The sequence below is a fragment of the Serratia proteamaculans genome, assembly GCF_008830365.1.
GTDB classification, from domain to species: domain Bacteria; phylum Pseudomonadota; class Gammaproteobacteria; order Enterobacterales; family Enterobacteriaceae; genus Serratia; species Serratia proteamaculans.
Genome location: NZ_WBKI01000001.1, coordinates 593331 through 609909, shown reverse-complemented (window position 1 = coordinate 609909; position 16579 = coordinate 593331). Strand labels below are relative to the sequence as shown.

Below are 16579 nucleotides of genomic sequence, written 5' to 3'. Positions count from 1 at the left end.
ACCCGTTAATTAACGTTGATAGCACTAGCAGGAAGCGAGCTTCCCCCACTCTTCAAGTTCATTGGCACTGACATTCTTTATTATTACATTGAACCATGCGGTGAAGTTTTCAGGATATGACTCTACTTTATGAATTAATTGTATAATATCAATCCACTGCCAATCCGCCGCTTCATCACAATTAATCTGCGGTTCACCGTCGAACTGACCCACAAATATATGGTCAAACTCATGCTCAATTAAATCACCAGGAACTTCAGCATGATAAGTAAAACTGGAAACTTTCTTCAAACGGGTAACAAAACCCATTTCTTCTTGCAAGCGTCGGCAAGCCGCGGCTTGCGTAGCCTCGCCCCAGCGGGGATGGCCACAGCAACTGTTAGTCCACAGCCCTGCCGAGTGATATTTACTTAATGCACGTCGCTGTAGAAGTAATTTTCCTTCACTATCAAATATAAATATCGAAAATGCTCGGTGTAATAGCCCTTGTTGATGAACAGATAATTTACCCGCAGAACCAATAGAGTTATCTTCGTTATCAACGAGTATCAGCATTTCTTCCATTGCATGGATTCCTGTAGATAGCGCTCGTTATAAATAGGATTATTTTTACATACGATTTATCATTAAAGATGATGATAGAGAGTTGTCAAGTTTAAAAATTAATCAGGCACCCTATTTAAAATTAAAATCATTATTTTATTTCTTAATGAATAATTACCATGTTAATAAACCACCATGGTGACCATCTTCCTGGTGCAGTGTGTTTTTCAATACAAAACAGTCTAATAAACCACTATTTCCTCCAGTGGCAATCTGAATTAAAAATGGCTGGTCCCTTCTATAACTATTAGTCCACAACTCTGCAAATTGACTTTTCATTCTGAAAGCCAATGTAATGCAACTATACTCAGACTCTTGCCGATTTTTCATAAGGAGATCAGGATGCTGAGATTTTCCCGCCTCTGGCTGCTATCCGCCGCCCTCACCGCCTTTACGGCTAACGCGGCAACCGAAACGCCGAAGTACGGTCAGGAACTGCAGGGCTTTCACTACCCTTATCCCCTGGAGCAGTACAACTTTAGCTCTCAAGGGCAGTCGTTAAGCATGGGTTATATGGACGTGCCGCCAGAGGGTGAAGCCAATGGTCACACTGCGGTGCTGATGCACGGCAAAAACTTTTGTGCCGCCACCTGGCAAGAGACTATCAAGGCGCTGAGCAAAGCCGGCTACCGGGTGATCGCGCCGGACCAAATCGGTTTTTGCAGCTCGACCAAACCACAACATTACCAATACAGCTTCCAACAGTTGGCGCAGAACACCCACGCGTTGCTGAATAACCTGAAAATCAGTAAAACGGTGATCGTCGGCCACTCCACCGGCGGTATGCTGGCTACGCGTTACAGCCTGATGTATCCGCTGGCAGTAGAACAACTGGTGATGGTGAACCCGATTGGGCTGGAAGACTGGAAAGCCAAAGGTGTGCCGTGGCGCAGCGTCGATCAATGGTTCGAGCGTGAACTGAAAACGTCCGCTGCCGGTATCCGACAATATGAGTTGAATACCTACTATGTCGGCCGTTGGAAACCAGAATATGACCGCTGGGTCGATATGCTGGCCGGGCTGAACAACGGGCCGGGGCATCGCCTGGTGGCCTGGAACTCGGCGCTGATTTACGACATGATTTTTACCCAGCCGGTGTACTACGAATTTAAGGATCTGCAAACGCCGACCACGCTGATGATTGGCACCGCTGACACTACCGCCATCGGCAGCGACATCGCCCCGCCAGCGGTCAAGGCCAAGCTCGGTCATTACAATCTACTGGGCAAACAGGTGGCAAAACTGATCCCGCACGCCCGCCTGATCGAGTTCCCGGGGCTGGGCCATGCGCCACAGATGGAACAACCTGCGCAATTTAATCAGGCGCTGATCAAGACATTGCAGCCATAACCCTCTCGATACAGGACAGGAAACCCTCCATGCTTGATATTAAAATTCGCCGCCTGCAAGCAGAAGACGCCGAGGATTTTCGGACTATCCGGCTTTCGGCTTTAAAAAAGTCCCCCGAGATGTTCGGCTCGCTTTATTCGGTTGAGGCCATAAGATCGCTACCGTTTTTTGCCGACAGACTCGCCAACTGCGCCGTATTCGGCGCCTATTCAAACGGCAAGATCGTGGGAATTATGGTATTCAGGCAGGCCGAGGGGATTAAAGATACCCATAAGGCTTCCCTGACGGGGGTATTTGTTGAACCCGAATTCAGAGGCCAGGGGATCGCCAATGCACTGCTAAAAGCGGTCATTGACTATGGTTCCAACCAGGTCGAGCAGATACTGCTGACGGTTGTAGCGGACAACGATGCCGCAATCAGCCTCTACAAAAAATACGGTTTCGAGCCCTATGGCATGGAACCTCGAGCTTTAAAAACCGAACAAGGTTATCTCGACGAAATGCTGATGGTGCTTATTTTTCGCCGGTAAACGAGCATTAAAACCCCTTGCCCTTTACTCACCCAGTACCAGGGATCGTGCTATGGTATTAGCGGATTTCAGTAAGGAGTGGCCGATGTCGAGATTTCTCTGTTTGCGCACACTACGGCGCGTTGCCCTGACAGGAGTTGTTATGAGCCTTATGTTAAGCAGCACCAGCTTTGCCAGTTCACTGCCCCTGCTGGCCCCCTCTGCACTGAAAGGGCACTGGCAGTTGAATGATGCGGAAAACAACGCCGCCACCTGTGACGTTGAATTAAGTGATGAACTGATCGAAGGTACCAACGCCTACCGTTTTACCGCCTCGACACAGTGTCTGCAGCCGCTGGCCCTGACAGAACTGCCGGTTGCCTGGCGCCCAACGCCGGACGGTATGACGTTAACCAACGCCGACGGCAGCATGGTCGCGTTCCTGGCGCTGACGGCCCCTAAGCACTATGAAGTGATGAACCATAACGGCAAGCCGCGATTTACGCTGACACCACGCCAATAACCTGCTTTTCTGGCATGGCGGCAGCGTAAAAAAATCTGCCGTCACGCCACCAACAATCCCATTAACGCCCCGCCCGCCAGCACCCATAGCGGATGAATGCGCTTGCTCATGCTCACGAGCGTGGCCAGCAGAATAATCGCCGCCAGCGGCCAGCTTGGCGCGGAAGCCTCGGCAATCAGCACCCCACTCGCCGCCACCAAACCGACGGTAACCGGCACCAGACCGCTCTGCACTCTGCGCCGCCAGGGTTTGTCCTTGAAACGCCGCCAGGCACCCATCACCAACAGGGTGACGAACGACGACGGACCGAATTTGGCGACCGAAGAGACCAGCAGTCCGGCCCAGCCGGCCACGTGCCAGCCAATCAGCGGCACGATCATCATATTCGGCCCCGGTGCAGCCTGCGCCATGGCGAACAGCGCACTGAACTCCTGCGCGCTCATCCATTGGTGAACCTCCACCACCTGACGCTGCATTTCCGGCAGAATGGTCATGCCGCCACCGAACGCCAGCAACGACAACTCCGTGAAGATCACCGCCAGCGAAATCAGGATGCCCATCATGAACGGCTCCTCCACCCCATCAGCAGAATGCTCAACGGTGCCAGTACCAGCATGGTCGGTAATAACGGCAGACGCAGCCAGGCGATGGCGATCAGGTTGAGTGCGACAATCGCCAGCGCCAGCCATTTACCGCGCAGCGGTAACAGCATTTTTACCCCGGTGGACAACAGTAAACCCGCCGCCGCAGCGGCCAACCCGGCAAACACGCCCTGCACATGTGCATCGTTCTGGAAGCGGGCGTAGACCATGCCCAATCCCACCACAATCGCCGTCGGCGCACTGATCAGCCCCAACAGTGCACACAACGCCCCCCGCAGACCGCGGAACTCCATGCCCACCGCCACAGAAAGGTTGATCACGTTGCCACCGGGCAAAAACTGACACAACCCCAGCAATTCGGTAAACTGTTCACCACTCAGCCAGCGACGATCCTCCACCAGCATGTTGCGCGCCAGCGGCAGTACGCCGCCAAAGCCCATTAACCCAAGCATCAGAAAGCCCCAAAACAACTCGCCATTACCCGGTGGTAACGCAGGTTGGCTGTTTTTTATCGCATCAGATTCAGACATTGCCGCTTCCACATTGCTTTTATGATGGCTGGTATGATGCGCGCCGCCATGTCATGCTGTCTAATGCATTTCATAAGCAACAAGGATACCTTTAGGGTATGGCTATGATCGAACTTCGCCGCCTGCGGGCGTTCGTTACCGTGGTAGAAGAAGGCAATATTACCCGCGCCGCCGAACGTCTGTTTATTCAGCAGCCGCCGTTAACCCGCCTGTTGCAGGGGTTGGAAGACGAGCTGGGGGTAAAACTGTTGCAGCGCCTGCCGCGCGGCGTGCGCGTCACCGAAGCCGGCAATGTACTGTTCAATGAAGCGCGTGCACTGTTGGAACGTGCGGAACATCTGACCGAGGCGGTACACCGTGCCGCACGCGGTGAACAAGGGCATATTGCCATCGGCTTCACCAGTTCTGCCGCTCTGCACCCTTTTGTGCCCAATCTGCTGCGCCGCTACCGGGAGATCCTGCCGGGCATTACCACTCAGTTGGAAGAGGCCGGCAGCGGTGAGCTATTGGAGGCACTGGTGGATGAACGCCTTGACGTGGCCTTTGTGCGCTCGCCGGTGGGCGGCATTCCAGGGTTGACGATTGAACCGGTGCTGCGCGAACCGATGTTGGTCGCGCTTCCGGTGGGTCATCCACTGGCGGTTAACGGCGAACAACCGCTGCCGCTGACGGCGTTAACCCGCGAAGCCTTTATTTTGTACCGTCGACCTGCGGGTCAGGGTTTGTACGATGCTATTCTGGCGGCCTGCCACCGTGCCGGTTTCAGCCCGCGCGTGATTCAGGAGGCCCCGCGCCTGCCCGCGACCCTCAGTTTGGTCGGTGCCGGTTTGGGGCTATCCATCGTGCCTGCCTCGATGCGACGTTTGGGGGGCGACGGCATTGTCTACCGGGCGATTGACGATCGGGCCCAGCTCAGTGCGCCGCTTTATCTGGCGCTGCGCAACAACCGAACATCGGCCATCATCACGCGTTTTCGCGATTTGGTGACCGAAGCTGTCAGTGAGCACCCACCCGGCTAATCTTCCTTGTCGGCGATGCGCGTCAGGTGGATCACCAGATACAGCAGTTCATCGTTCGACATTTCCATTTGCAGCAGATTTTTCACGTAGTCGCGGATCAGCAGCGCGCCACGGTAGGCATGCGGATACTCTTTGGTTACCTGAGCAAAGATAAAATCGTCTTTCGACGTCATCTGTTGCCCCTCGACCATACGCTGAATGAAAAACTGCATATGCACCAGAAAACGCGAGTAGTTGAGCGAATCGGTGTCGATATTGATGCGAAAATGGTATTTGATGATATTGAAAATGTCCTTCAACATTTTCACCGCCAGCAGCGTGTGCTCCATGTTTTGCACATCGGTCTGGCCATTAACCAGATGGAAAGCGATATTGCCCGCCTCTTCTTCCGGCAGGCTGATGTTCAACCGCCGGTTGATGTGCGCCAGCGCCTGCGTGGCCACCGCGAATTCCTGCGGATAAAAGCGCTTCACCTCAAACAGCAGCCGGTTCTGGATAGCAATCCCTTTGTGGTAGCGCTCAATGGCGAAGCTGATATGGTCTGCCAACGTGAAGAAAATCTGCTCGTTAATCCGCCCATTGAGCTGCCGATTGGCCTCCGCGAGGATCATCTGCACGATCTCGATATACTCTTCCGGCGTGGACTCTATCAGCCGCAGGTAATCACGGCCCTTTTGCCCGTTTTGCACCACATACACTTTCTCTATCGTGGCCGGGTCGAGAATGTCACCCACTTTGCTGTTAAAGCCAATACCCTTGCCCATAGCAATAACTTCATTGTTATCGTCGTCAGTCGATAGCACCAGGCTATTATTGAGTACCTTAATGACTTTCATCGTCGCGGCCGTCACCCTTTATTTTTATTAGCGTTGCCGGCCATCGGAGGCAATCAGCCGTTGATACCAGTCAAAACTGCGCTTTTTGATTCGCCGCAGATCTTTCAGATCCTGCTCACCCCGGTTGACATAGACAAACCCGTAACGCTTGGCATAGCCCTGATGAGTGCTGACCACGTCTATCGCCGCCCAGGGGCAATAACCGAGCAGTTCTACCCCGTCGTTGATCGCCAACTGCATCTGTTCGACATGCTGACGCATAAACTCAATGCGGTAATCGTCGTTAATTGTACCATCGGTCTGTAACTCATCCGGGGCACCGATGCCGTTTTCAGTAATCAATATTGGCAAATGATAGCGTTCAGCGGTTTTGCGCAACGTTAACCGTAATCCGACCGGGTCGATCACCCAACCGTAGCGGGTTTTACCGACGAACGGATTCTCTGCTGCACGGTAAACTCCCGATTCCCCCAGCATGATTTGCTGATCGCCTGCGCGCGCGCTGATGTCGGAGGCGTCGCCACGGCTGGCGGCAATGGTGGCGGTAGAATAATAGTTTATCGCCACATAGTCCGGTTTGCCTTGCAGCAACAGAGCCGCATCGCCCGGCGCCATCTGCGGAGCCAGTTCGCGGTCCAGCAAATAACGCCAGGCCAGCGGGTTATAGCGGCCATGCACCGCAACATCGAGGAAGCTCCAGCAACGCAGCGTCTCCCAGTTATGGGCGGCGATAGCATCCAGCGGATGGCAGGTTTCCTGATACATCGAGGTAGTGTTAATCGCCGGGCCAATCTTCCCTGCGGGGCAGCGCTGGTGACACAGTGCCATCACCCGCGCCTGGGCCACCAACATATGGTGGCTTTGCTGATACAACACCCGTTTTGACGGCAGTACGCCACCCTTTGGCGTACCAATGGCCCCCGGGTGCAGGATCATGGTGTTCTGCTCGTTGATGGTCAGCCAGTACTTCACCCGATCGCCAAAGGCGTCGAACAGCACCCCGGCATACTCGACAAAGGCGTCGATAGTGGCGCGATTAGACCAGCCGCCCTGCTGTTCAAGCACATAGGGCAGATCGAAATGGTACAGCGTCACCACCGGCTCGATGCCATGGCTCAGCAGTTCATCAATCAACTGGCGGTAGAAATCCAGCCCGGCAGCGTTGACCTCGCCGGTGCCATTGGGCAGCACCCGCGTCCAGGCAATGGAAAAGCGATAGGCCTTCAGCCCCAACTCGGCAAACAGTTTCACGTCCTCGCGAAAGCGATGATAGTGATCGCTGGCCACCTTAAAGTCGGCGGTGCCTGGCGGATGATCGAGCATATCTACAATCGACGGGCTTTTGCCATCTTCTTCCCAGGCCCCTTCTACCTGATAGGCGGAGGTAGAAGCCCCCCACAGAAAATCTTTGGGGAAATCGTTCAGTCGTTGATAAATCATGCCGGCTCCTGCTGCGCATTATTCAGGCTGATGATGGATTCGCCAAAGCCGACCCGACCCGGCTGACGGCAACTCAATTGTGGGAAATCTTCGCTGTTGACCACCAGTACCGGCGTGGTGAGGTCGTAACCCAGCCCGGCGATCGCCGCCAGATCAAAACGCACCAGTTCATCCCCCATCTTGACCCGGTCGCCAATTTGCAGATTGGAGCTAAAGTGCTGCCCTGCCAAATTAACCGTGTCGATACCGATGTGCACCAACAGTTCAACGCCATTATCCCCCTTGATACCCACCGCGTGCATTGAGGGCAGGAAGGTCACCACCTCACCGTCCAGCGGCGCACGCAGCAGCCCTTCCTGCGGCCGTATCGCCACACCCTGGCCCAATAACCCCTGGGAAAAGACATCGTCGTTCACCTGGTCAAGCGCCACCAGTTGGCCGGACAGCGGGCTGAAAATCTGTTGTTCATCGCCGCTGAGAGAGGCCGTCACCGCCGTATCCTGCTCTTCGACCGGATCTTCAAAACCCAGGATCCAGGTCAACGCAAAGGTCACTACGATAGCAATGGCGCAGGTGACCAGCGCGTGGACGATATTCATCGGGTTTTCACCGATAAACGCCGGGAGTGCCGCCAACCCCGGAGAGACGAAGGCATAACGCACCAGCCCGCTCAGCCCGGCATAGACACCGGCACAGCCACCGCCGATCATCGCGGCAATCAGCGGTCTGCGCAGCTTGAGCGTCACACCGTACAGCGAAGGCTCGGTGATACCCAGCAGCGCGGTGAAACCGGCAGAGGACGCCAGTTGGCGCAGGTTTTTGTTTTTTGTACGGAAGGCCACGCACAGGGTGGCAGCGCCCTGCGCAATGTTGGAGGCCAGCATGCCCGGCCCGTTAATCATTTCGAAACCGTTTTTGCTCAACTGACCGGTCGCGATTGGCGTCATCGCCCAGGCGGTGCCGGTGATCACCAGGAAGGGTTGTAGCCCGCCCATCAGCATCGGGATCAGCCAACTGGCTTTGCCGTCGACAATCGTCGCACCGGCGGCAACCAGATCGTTAAGGAAAATACCGAAGGGGCCTACCACCACCAATGCCAGCGGCGCGGTAACCAACAGAATAATCATCGGCTTGGTGAAGAATTTGATCATCGTCGGCGAAACTTTTTCGGCAAAGCGCTCGATATAGGACATCAGCCAGACGGTGAAAATAATCGGCAGCACCGAACCGGCATAGTCGGCCATTCGCACCGGAATTCCGATAAAGTCAATCGGCGTCCCAGCCGCCAGCATCTGCGCCAGATTGGGGTGCAACAACACCCCGGCGATGGTCATGGCCAGTATCGGGTTACACTCGAACTTGATTGCTGCACCATAGGCCAGCAACACCGGCAGGAAAAAGAAAGCCGCATCGGCAATGGTGTCCAGCAGATGATAGGTTGGGCTGGCGGCATCTATCGTCCCGGTCAGCTTGAGGATCGCCAGCAGCGCCTTAATCATCCCTGCGCCGGTGATCGCCGGGATCACTGGAGTGAAGGTGGTAGAGATCACGCTGATAATCTGCGAAATCACTCCGCCGCGGGCCTGGGATTTCTTTTCGCTCTGCCGGCCGCTGAGATCGCCCATTTCTTTTTGCAGCGTGCGGAAGGTTTGCTGCACGTTGTTACCAACCACGATCTGGAACTGGCCGCCGCGCTCGACCACGCTGATCACCCCCGGCAAGGCCTCAATGGCTTTCGCCTCTACCAGGCTGTCATCGTTAAACTCCATGCGCAGACGAGTAGCGCAGTGCGTCAGTTTGCTGACGTTGCCCTTGCCCCCTACCCGCGCCAGTATTTCCAGGCCCAGCTGTTTGTAATCCATAAGATTTCCCCGTAAAAAAAACAAAAAAAAGACCAAAATCAAAATGCGCCTCATCGCAATGAGAGGTGCATTCCTATTTTGGTCTTGCCTGCCTGAGCAGTAACACGCCGTAATAAAAATGTCTGGCGATCGCTAAGATCGCGGCGAAAGTATCGTCATAGTTGTGATTTTTCGGCAATAGCCTGCGTTAAGCTTTGTGATTAACATCACTAATTTTCGAAAATGCACTGCAATGTTGCCCACCACGCCCCACTTTAGCGCACAGGTTAAATTAACCGATTAAAATAACACTGACAAAAAACTGCCGCCTAAATAAATTAACTCTGTTTATTATTTATTGAACAAAAAACACAGTTTAATTGATACCGATGCATTATTATTTAATAGTAAACATAATAATTACAGCCTCTCTCAATTGGTAACACAAACAAATAAATTATTTGCGGTGAATACGGCCTAAGCCACTATGATTTAACCGTCGCCGAGCATTTTAATGCGGCAATAACACACCTGCAGCCAATAAAACTAACAGATAAACCCTGCCTATATTTTTGCAGGCATTCTATATATTGGAGAAAGTTATATGTTATCGCGTCGTGATATATTAAAAGCCTCTGCGGTCAGCGCAGCAGCAGCCAGCGTAATGGTCGGTATGATTAAATCCGCCAGCGCCGACGAACATCGCAATATTGTCCCGCCCAGTACTTTCCAACCCGCCGCAGAGGCACAAAGCCTTTATAAATATGTCTTTGCCAACAGCAAAAAACGCAGCCTGCCCAGCGGGTGGGCCAGAGAGGCCACCGTCGAACAATTCCCGATTTCTGAAGGCGTTGCCGGGGTGGATATGACGCTGGAACCGGGCGGTGTCCGCGAGCTGCACTGGCACGCCATTGCCGCCGAATGGGCGTTTATGCTGGAAGGACATGCCCGTATCACCATCATCGACCCGGAAGGCAAGTGTGAAGTGGCGGACTTCGGCCCAGGCGACGTCTGGTACTTCCCCAAAGGTTACGGACACTCAATTCAGGCGCTGGCAGACGGTGCACATTTCATCCTGACCTTTGATAACGGCCACTTTTCCGAGTTCGGTACTTTCAGCATTACCGACTGGGTGGCACACATGCCCAAAGAGGTGTTGGAAAAAAGCGTCAATATGCCGGCAGCCGTGTTTTCCAAAGCCAAACAGGGTGAAGCCTATATTGTTGGCGGTGCCATTCCACCGGCGCTTCCCCTGCCCAGCAACGACGGCGGATTGAATAATTCCCCTCTGACTCACCGTTATGAATTAATGAAAAAGAAACCTTTTTTTGAAAATGATGCCGGCAGTGTGCACCTGGTTTCATCGAAGGAATTTCCTATTTCCACCACCATTACCGGGATTATTGAAATCGTCAAGCCCGGAGCAATCCGAGAGCTGCACTGGCATCCCAACGCCAATGAATGGCAGTATTACATTTCCGGAAAAGGCCGCATGACGGTATTCAGTTCGCACGGCCATGTGCAGACCGAAGAATATGCACCGACCGATGTTGGCTATGTACCACAGGGGTTTGGTCATTACATTGAGAATATGGGTGATGAAGATCTGAAGGTATTGATCGTACTGGATAACGGTATTTACCAGGATATTTCGCTGTCGGACTGGCTGGCAAAAACCCCAGCCTATCTGTTGGCGGATAACTTCAATAACCAGATTGCCGACTGGCTGGATCGCCCCAAGGATAAACTGGTGATGTCTCGCCGCAGAAGTTGATGGGTATGGCGAGGGGTTTCCCCCTCGCCTATGGTTACTGCTTACGCTGTTCTGCGACCTGTTTAGCGGTCACTTTACCTTGTTTTTCACCAAACTGCCCCACCACATAGTTGGCTACCGCCGCTACTTCCTCGTCCGAGTATTGGGCACCAAAGTCCGGCATCAGCTCGTGCTGCTCACCGATGCTGATACGCGTTCCTTTGAGGATCGCCTGCACCACGCTGCGGCCTTGTGGATCGTTAACGGCAGTGCTGCCGACCAGAGAGGCATACTTACTCTGGCGACCAGTACCATTCCATTGGTGACAACCGCTGCAATCCCCGGCAAACAGCCGACGCCCCAGCGAATCTTCCTGCCCACCCGGCAATATCGCACTGGAAGACGCCGCCCCTTTCGGCTGCAGGTTCACTGCGCTGGCACTGTCGGTGGCAATAGGTTCGATATTACGCAGGTATTTCACCAACGCCTGGTTATCTTCTGGCGTCAGGTATTGCAGGCTGTTTTCTACCGCTTCTGCCATCGGCCCGGAAGCGCTGCTGCGCCCTGGCGCATGGCCGGTTGCCAGGTACTCTGACAGTTGCTGTTCGCTCCATGCACCAATACCGGTCTGCTTGTCTGGGGTAATATTGGCAGCAAACCACCCCTGGATCACTTCGCCGCTGAGGTTTTTGCTCTGATTGATGCCAAAGCCCAGATTACGCGGCGTGTGGCATTCGCTACAGTGCCCCAGAGCTGTCGCCAGGTAGGCCCCCCGGTTCCATTGCTCATCCTGATTGAGGTTCGGCTCGAAGCGTTTTTCATTGAAGAACGCCAAATTCCAGAACTTCATGCCCCAACGCTGGTTGAACGGGAACGACAGCCCGTTTTCCGGATTGGCCTGCTTTATCGGCGGCAGGCTGAACAGATAAGCCTTGATCGCCAGCACGTCATCACGGCTCAGCGCAGTGTAAGAGGTATAAGGCATGGCCGGGTAGAGATTGCCCTGTGGGCCGACGCCCTCACGCACCGCACGGACAAACTGATCGTCACTCCAGCCGCCGATGCCGGTTTCCGGATCCGCAGTAATATTGGTGCCGTAAATGGTCCCGAACGGCAGTTTAAAGGCAAAACCACCGGCAAAAGGTTTCCCTCCCGGTGCGGTGTGGCAGGCCACACAGTCGGCGGCACGTGCCAGATACTCACCGCGCGCCAGTTTATCGCTAATACCTGCCGGCGCACCGGCGATAGGCGCTGCAGGCTCCGGACCGACAGGACGCAACAGGGTGTAGAGCGCGTAACCGCCCGCTATCACCACTACTGCGACAATCAGCCATAACAGCCATCTCAGGGCGTTGCTCATGAGTCTCTCCCTTAATCCAACGCCTTGGCGGCCTGGTGGATGGCGGCGCGAATGCGCACGTAAGTGGCGCAGCGGCAAACGTTGCCACTCATCGCCGCGTCAATATCTGCATCGCTCGGGTTCTTGCTCTGGGCCAGCAGTGCGCTGGCACTCATGATCTGGCCGGACTGGCAGTAGCCACATTGCACCACATCCAGATTGACCCAGGCCGCCTGCACCGCTTTGCCGGTCGGCGTTTCGCCGATCGCTTCAATGGTGGTGATTTTCTTGCCCTCGGCGGCGGAGACCGGCGTCATGCAAGAACGCACCGGCACGCCATCCAGATGGACGGTGCAAGCGCCACACATGGCGATGCCGCAGCCAAATTTGGTGCCGGTCAGTCCGGCTTCATCGCGCAGGAACCACAGCAGCGGCATATGGGGGTCGCCATCAAACGTCAGCGGTTGTTCATTTACGGTTAAAGTTATCATGCTGTTTTCCTTTTCAGACGCTGGCGTCACTGTTGGGACGGTGTAAAGGCAGGCTCAGTGAGCTGCGAGGGCGCCCGAGCAGCGCCAGAGCATTACCGACCGCCGGGGCGATGGTGGGCACACCCAGTTCACCCACGCCGGTCGGGGCTTCGCTTGAAGGCACGATAATCACCTCTATTTCCGGCATTTCGTCGATACGCAGCGGACGGTAATTATTGAAGTTGCACTGCTCAACCACGCCGTCTTTTAACGTAATGTTGCCGTACAGTGCGATGCTCAGACCGTAGCCAATACCGCCCTCAATCTGCGCGCGGATCACATCCGGATTGACCGCCACACCACAGTCCACGGCGCACCACACCTTGTGCACTCGCGGAATGCCCCCTTCACCGATCGACACCTCGGCAATCTGCGCCACCCGGGTATTAAACGCCTTGGCGACGCCAACGCCGCGCGCGCGGCCATCCACTACCTTCGCACCCTGCCAGTTAGCGGCTTTCGCCACCGCCCGCAATACGCCGGCCTCACGCGGTGCATCCCCCATCAGCGCCAGCCGCCCCTCCACCGGATCCTGCCCGGTCTCCTGCAGCAATTGATCGATAAAGCTTTCCACCGCGTGGCCGGTATGGGTACTGGCCACCGATCTCAGTGAGGTGGTAGGTACCTTGCCCGGCACGATATGGGCGTCACAAAGGAAGCTCTCAAAGGTATAAGGCACCTCGCTGGCACCTTCGATCATCATCTGATCGACGCCGTTTACCACCAGCGCCGTCATCGCACTATTGAGCGTCCAGGAGTGGCCGACGATGGTGTCACTCCAGCCCACCACCTTGCCGTCACGGATCGCCCCGCGCAGCCGATGCAGGATCATCGGGCGATACCAACCGTTGCGGATATCGTCCTCACGTGTCCATACCACCTTCACCCCGTGACCGGGGCCAATCGCCTTGGCTGCCGCTGCCATATCGGCAGCCAGATCGGGCCCCAACTGCGGGTTGCCCAGATCGATGCGGCGACCAAAACTGCCGCCCGCCAGAATGGTTTCAATTTCTACCTTGTCCGGTGGCAATTGAAACAGATTGCATAGTTGTATTTGGTCGAGGGTTTGGATTTGGCAACCATAGCGCGCCTTGACGCTTTCGCCGTCCCAGAACAAATAGCCGTCCAGCGGCTCCATCGGCGCATGGGCGAGATAGGGAAAGGTGTATTCCGCTTCAATCACTTTGTCGGCTTTATCAAAAACCTGCTCCGGCTGGCCGTGGCTTTTTGCCACCGCTCCGGGTTTTTGCGCCACCTGGCGGAACTCGGCGTAAATCTGCTCAGTATTGCGTCGTTCGGCCTGCGAGTCGTCCCACTCCACCTGCAACTTTTCACGGCCCTGGATCGCCGCCCAGGTATTTTTGGCGTAGACCGCCACACCGGTGTCGGTCTGCTTCACCGCCACCACGCCCGGTACCGTCAGCGCACGGCTGGCGTCAAACGAGGCCACCTTGCCGCCAAACCGCGGCGGCTTTTTAATGGTCACGGTCAGCATGTCCGGCTCATGAATGTCTTGGGTAAATTGCGCCGAGCCGTTGGTCTTCGCCAGTGAATCCACCCGGTGCAAACCGCTGGCCTTGCCGATCAAGGTAAAATGGGAAGGATCCTTCAGGGTCAGCGTGGCGGGATCGGGCGGCGGCAACTGGGTGGCCAGCGCAGCAAACTCACCGAAGCCCGCTTCACGACCACTGGCAGCGTGGCGGATTTTCCCCGCCTGCACGGTGATTTCCTCTGCCGAGGTTTTCCAGCTTTGAGCGGCCGCCTGCACCAGCATTGCACGCGCCATGGCCCCCATGCGGCGCATTTGCTCATAGGCATTGGCCACCGAACTGGAGCCACCGGTGCCCTGGAAACCGAACGACAGATTTTTATAGACGTTGGTATCAACCGGCGCGGCAACCACCCGCACCTGCGCCCAATCGGCGTCCAGCTCTTCGGCGACCAGCGTCGCCATGCCGGTATACACACCCTGACCCACCTCGGTGTGTTTGCTGATAACGGTAACAATGCCGTCTTCGCCAATCTGCACAAAGGCATTGGCTTCAAAAGTGGTGTTTTCTGCTGCCGTGGCGGGGCTGGTTCGGGCCAGCGCACCGGTAGACGGCAGATAGGCGCCGATCACCAACGCGCCAGTGCCGACGATAAACCGCCGCCGGGTAAGCGGGACTTCGGGTAGTTTCATTGCTCATCGCTCCAAAATGCCGATCAACCTTGATCAATGCGGCGAAATCATTCTTTTTATGCGCGCCGTCTGCATGCACAAGCACGGCTGGCTAATAGTTAGCGTAGCCTATTAATTTGTCTGTTTAACATTTGAGCTGGGTTTTCTGTTGCGGATTTGTGCTGTGCGGGTTAGCAGTTCACAAAATGCTTTGGCTGCCTAATGATGCCCCGCCACGGCCCATGGATTGCACCAAATTGCATCAAGCAACTGCCCGATAGCGCGCCAGCGCTCGGTTTGCGGACTGGTATGGAAATTGCTTATCCCGATCATGGCTATGAGGGAGAAGCAGATGAAAGCAATTGTCATTGGTGGCGGCATCGGCGGTCTGTGTACCGCCATCGCATTGAAGCGTTGCGGTATCGACACCGAGGTTTTTGAAGCGGTTAAACAGATCAAACCGGTTGGAGCCGCGATTTCCATCTGGCCCAACGGTGTCAAATGCCTTAACTACCTGGGGATGAAGGACGCCCTGCGCGCACTGGGCGGCCCAATGCATTACATGGCTTATCAGGAATACCTGCACGGCCAGACCCTGACACGCTTTAGCCTGGATCCACTGATCGCCAGCGTCGGTGAACGCCCTTACCCGGTAGCCCGCGCCGAACTGCAGGCGATGTTGCTGGACACTTACGGCTGCGACCAGGTGCACTTCGGCAAGCGCGTCAGCGGCATTGAGGAAACTCCACAAGGTGTCACCGCCTGGTTTGAAGACGGTAGCCAGGCCAGCGGCGATTTCCTGATCGCCGCCGACGGCACCCATTCCGTCATTCGTCCTTATGTTCTGGGCCACGGGGTGGATCGTCGCTACGCCGGTTACGTTAACTGGAACGGGCTGGTAACCATTGATGAGTCCATCGCCCCGGCCGACCAGTGGACCACCTTTGTCGGTGAGGGGAAACGTGTGTCTTTGATGCCGGTTTCCGACAACCGCTTCTACTATTTTTTCGATGTGCCGCTGCCTACCGGATTGCCGGAAGACCGCAGCACCGCACGTGCCGATTTGCAGCGTTACTTTGCCGGTTGGGCCGAGCCGGTGCAAAAGCTGATTGCCGCACTCGATCCCGACGCCATCAACCGCATTGAGATCCACGATATTGAACCCTTCGAACAGCTGGTGCGTGGGCGCGTGGCCTTACTGGGCGATGCCGGGCACAGCACCACACCGGATATCGGCCAGGGCGGCTGCGCAGCCATGGAGGACGCGGTGGTGCTGGCGATTGCCTTACAAACCAACTCACTGGGCATTGAAGACGCACTGCTGCGCTATCAGGAAAAACGCAGCCATCGGGTGAAGGATTTGGTGCTCAAGGCGCGCAAGCGCTGCGATGTGACCCACGGCAAAGAGATGGAGATCACTCGTGGCTGGTATGAAGAGCTAAAAACCGAAACCGGTGAGCGTATTCTCTCCGGCATGAAAGAAACCATAATGGGTGGGCCGCTGGCCTGAGTCGCTTCCGCTCTCCGGCTCGCAGAGGGAGAA

General features: G+C 55.5%; 15 protein-coding genes. 6 read left to right on the top strand and 9 right to left on the bottom strand.

All coding sequences use genetic code 11. The annotated features are described in order from the left end of the window. Positions 1-24: 24 nt before the first annotated feature. A complete protein-coding gene (idi, locus tag F8R23_RS02945; RefSeq protein ID WP_129938062.1) occupies positions 25-564 on the bottom strand; it encodes an isopentenyl-diphosphate Delta-isomerase in 540 nt (179 codons plus the stop codon). Between the two features lie 381 nt (positions 565-945). Between idi and F8R23_RS02940 the strand changes: the two genes are divergently transcribed. The 3 genes from F8R23_RS02940 to F8R23_RS02930 all read left to right on the top strand — a co-directional run bounded on the left by F8R23_RS02940 (position 946) and on the right by F8R23_RS02930 (position 2985). Further along, entirely contained in the window at positions 946-1953 is a 1008-nt protein-coding gene (locus F8R23_RS02940) for an alpha/beta fold hydrolase (protein WP_151415223.1), read from the top strand. A 29-nt stretch (positions 1954-1982) separates the two neighbouring features. Beyond that, positions 1983-2483: a GNAT family N-acetyltransferase gene (locus F8R23_RS02935; RefSeq protein ID WP_129934725.1), complete on the top strand. Its 501-nt coding sequence runs from the start codon at positions 1983-1985 to the stop codon at positions 2481-2483. A 142-nt stretch (positions 2484-2625) separates the two neighbouring features. Further along, on the top strand, positions 2626-2985 hold the full coding sequence (locus F8R23_RS02930) for an AprI/Inh family metalloprotease inhibitor (RefSeq protein WP_099061928.1): 360 nt from the start codon (positions 2626-2628) through the stop codon (positions 2983-2985). 41 nt (positions 2986-3026) lie between these two features. Here the strand turns inward: F8R23_RS02930 and F8R23_RS02925 are convergent, their stop codons facing one another. Both F8R23_RS02925 and F8R23_RS02920 read right to left on the bottom strand, forming a co-directional pair. Continuing rightward, entirely contained in the window at positions 3027-3548 is a 522-nt protein-coding gene (locus tag F8R23_RS02925; RefSeq protein ID WP_129938059.1) for a chromate transporter, read from the bottom strand. Then, positions 3545-4117 carry a chromate transporter gene (locus F8R23_RS02920; protein WP_129938058.1) on the bottom strand — a complete coding sequence of 191 codons (573 nt, stop codon included), beginning with the start codon at positions 4115-4117 and terminating at the stop codon, positions 3545-3547. The genes F8R23_RS02925 and F8R23_RS02920 overlap by 4 nt, the downstream gene beginning before the upstream one ends. Before the next feature lie 98 nt (positions 4118-4215). On the opposite strand from F8R23_RS02920, the gene F8R23_RS02915 reads away from it, so the two are divergent. After that, positions 4216-5136, top strand: coding sequence for a LysR family transcriptional regulator (locus F8R23_RS02915; RefSeq protein ID WP_129934729.1), 921 nt, complete (start codon positions 4216-4218; stop codon positions 5134-5136). Here the strand turns inward: F8R23_RS02915 and licT are convergent. The 3 genes from licT to F8R23_RS02900 are packed head-to-tail and all read right to left on the bottom strand — an operon-like array spanning position 5133 to position 9274. Then, the gene (gene licT, locus F8R23_RS02910; protein ID WP_151415222.1) at positions 5133-5972 is read right to left on the bottom strand and encodes a BglG family transcription antiterminator LicT; all 840 of its coding nucleotides are present in this window, start codon (positions 5970-5972) and stop codon (positions 5133-5135) included. The genes F8R23_RS02915 and licT overlap by 4 nt on opposite strands. A gap of 27 nt (positions 5973-5999) precedes the next feature. After that, positions 6000-7412 (bottom strand): glycoside hydrolase family 1 protein, encoded by a 1413-nt coding sequence (locus tag F8R23_RS02905; RefSeq protein WP_151415221.1) that lies wholly within the window; start codon positions 7410-7412, stop codon positions 6000-6002. Next, the gene (locus F8R23_RS02900) at positions 7409-9274 is read right to left on the bottom strand and encodes a beta-glucoside-specific PTS transporter subunit IIABC (protein ID WP_129934732.1); all 1866 of its coding nucleotides are present in this window, start codon (positions 9272-9274) and stop codon (positions 7409-7411) included. Before F8R23_RS02900 ends, F8R23_RS02905 begins: the two co-directional genes overlap by 4 nt. 583 nt (positions 9275-9857) lie before the next feature. Between F8R23_RS02900 and F8R23_RS02895 the strand changes: the two genes are divergently transcribed. Further along, positions 9858-11027, top strand: coding sequence for a cupin domain-containing protein (locus F8R23_RS02895; protein ID WP_151415220.1), 1170 nt, complete (start codon positions 9858-9860; stop codon positions 11025-11027). Between the two features lie 34 nt (positions 11028-11061). On the opposite strand, the gene F8R23_RS02890 is transcribed toward F8R23_RS02895, so the two are convergent. Genes F8R23_RS02890 through F8R23_RS02880 form a run of 3 tightly spaced genes read right to left on the bottom strand, consistent with a single transcriptional unit; the run spans position 11062 to position 15057 of the window. Continuing rightward, the gene (locus tag F8R23_RS02890) at positions 11062-12366 is read right to left on the bottom strand and encodes a cytochrome c (protein WP_112347436.1); all 1305 of its coding nucleotides are present in this window, start codon (positions 12364-12366) and stop codon (positions 11062-11064) included. Between the two features lie 11 nt (positions 12367-12377). Further along, entirely contained in the window at positions 12378-12836 is a 459-nt protein-coding gene (locus F8R23_RS02885) for a (2Fe-2S)-binding protein (RefSeq protein WP_099061921.1), read from the bottom strand. Positions 12837-12849: 13 nt separating this feature from the next. Continuing rightward, complete coding sequence (locus F8R23_RS02880; RefSeq protein WP_151415219.1) at positions 12850-15057, bottom strand: xanthine dehydrogenase family protein molybdopterin-binding subunit; 2208 nt, start codon at positions 15055-15057, stop codon at positions 12850-12852. A gap of 331 nt (positions 15058-15388) precedes the next feature. Here F8R23_RS02880 and hpxO point away from each other — a divergent pair, with 331 nt between their 5' ends. Next, the gene (gene hpxO, locus F8R23_RS02875; RefSeq protein WP_151415218.1) at positions 15389-16546 is read left to right on the top strand and encodes an FAD-dependent urate hydroxylase HpxO; all 1158 of its coding nucleotides are present in this window, start codon (positions 15389-15391) and stop codon (positions 16544-16546) included. The last annotated feature ends 33 nt before the right edge of the window (positions 16547-16579 follow it).

Excerpts from the sequence above, each read along its gene's own strand:
- idi (WP_129938062.1), bottom strand. The coding sequence starts at position 564 with ATGGAAGAAATGCTGATACTCGTTGATAACGAAGATAACTCTATTGGT.
- F8R23_RS02940 (WP_151415223.1), top strand. The coding sequence starts at position 946 with ATGCTGAGATTTTCCCGCCTCTGGCTGCTATCCGCCGCCCTCACCGCC.
- F8R23_RS02935 (WP_129934725.1), top strand. The coding sequence starts at position 1,983 with ATGCTTGATATTAAAATTCGCCGCCTGCAAGCAGAAGACGCCGAGGAT.
- F8R23_RS02930 (WP_099061928.1), top strand. The coding sequence starts at position 2,626 with ATGAGCCTTATGTTAAGCAGCACCAGCTTTGCCAGTTCACTGCCCCTG.
- F8R23_RS02925 (WP_129938059.1), bottom strand. The coding sequence starts at position 3,548 with ATGATGGGCATCCTGATTTCGCTGGCGGTGATCTTCACGGAGTTGTCG.
- F8R23_RS02920 (WP_129938058.1), bottom strand. The coding sequence starts at position 4,117 with ATGTCTGAATCTGATGCGATAAAAAACAGCCAACCTGCGTTACCACCG.
- F8R23_RS02915 (WP_129934729.1), top strand. The coding sequence starts at position 4,216 with ATGGCTATGATCGAACTTCGCCGCCTGCGGGCGTTCGTTACCGTGGTA.
- licT (WP_151415222.1), bottom strand. The coding sequence starts at position 5,972 with ATGAAAGTCATTAAGGTACTCAATAATAGCCTGGTGCTATCGACTGAC.
- F8R23_RS02905 (WP_151415221.1), bottom strand. The coding sequence starts at position 7,412 with ATGATTTATCAACGACTGAACGATTTCCCCAAAGATTTTCTGTGGGGG.
- F8R23_RS02900 (WP_129934732.1), bottom strand. The coding sequence starts at position 9,274 with ATGGATTACAAACAGCTGGGCCTGGAAATACTGGCGCGGGTAGGGGGC.
- F8R23_RS02895 (WP_151415220.1), top strand. The coding sequence starts at position 9,858 with ATGTTATCGCGTCGTGATATATTAAAAGCCTCTGCGGTCAGCGCAGCA.
- F8R23_RS02890 (WP_112347436.1), bottom strand. The coding sequence starts at position 12,366 with ATGAGCAACGCCCTGAGATGGCTGTTATGGCTGATTGTCGCAGTAGTG.
- F8R23_RS02885 (WP_099061921.1), bottom strand. The coding sequence starts at position 12,836 with ATGATAACTTTAACCGTAAATGAACAACCGCTGACGTTTGATGGCGAC.
- F8R23_RS02880 (WP_151415219.1), bottom strand. The coding sequence starts at position 15,057 with ATGAAACTACCCGAAGTCCCGCTTACCCGGCGGCGGTTTATCGTCGGC.
- hpxO (WP_151415218.1), top strand. The coding sequence starts at position 15,389 with ATGAAAGCAATTGTCATTGGTGGCGGCATCGGCGGTCTGTGTACCGCC.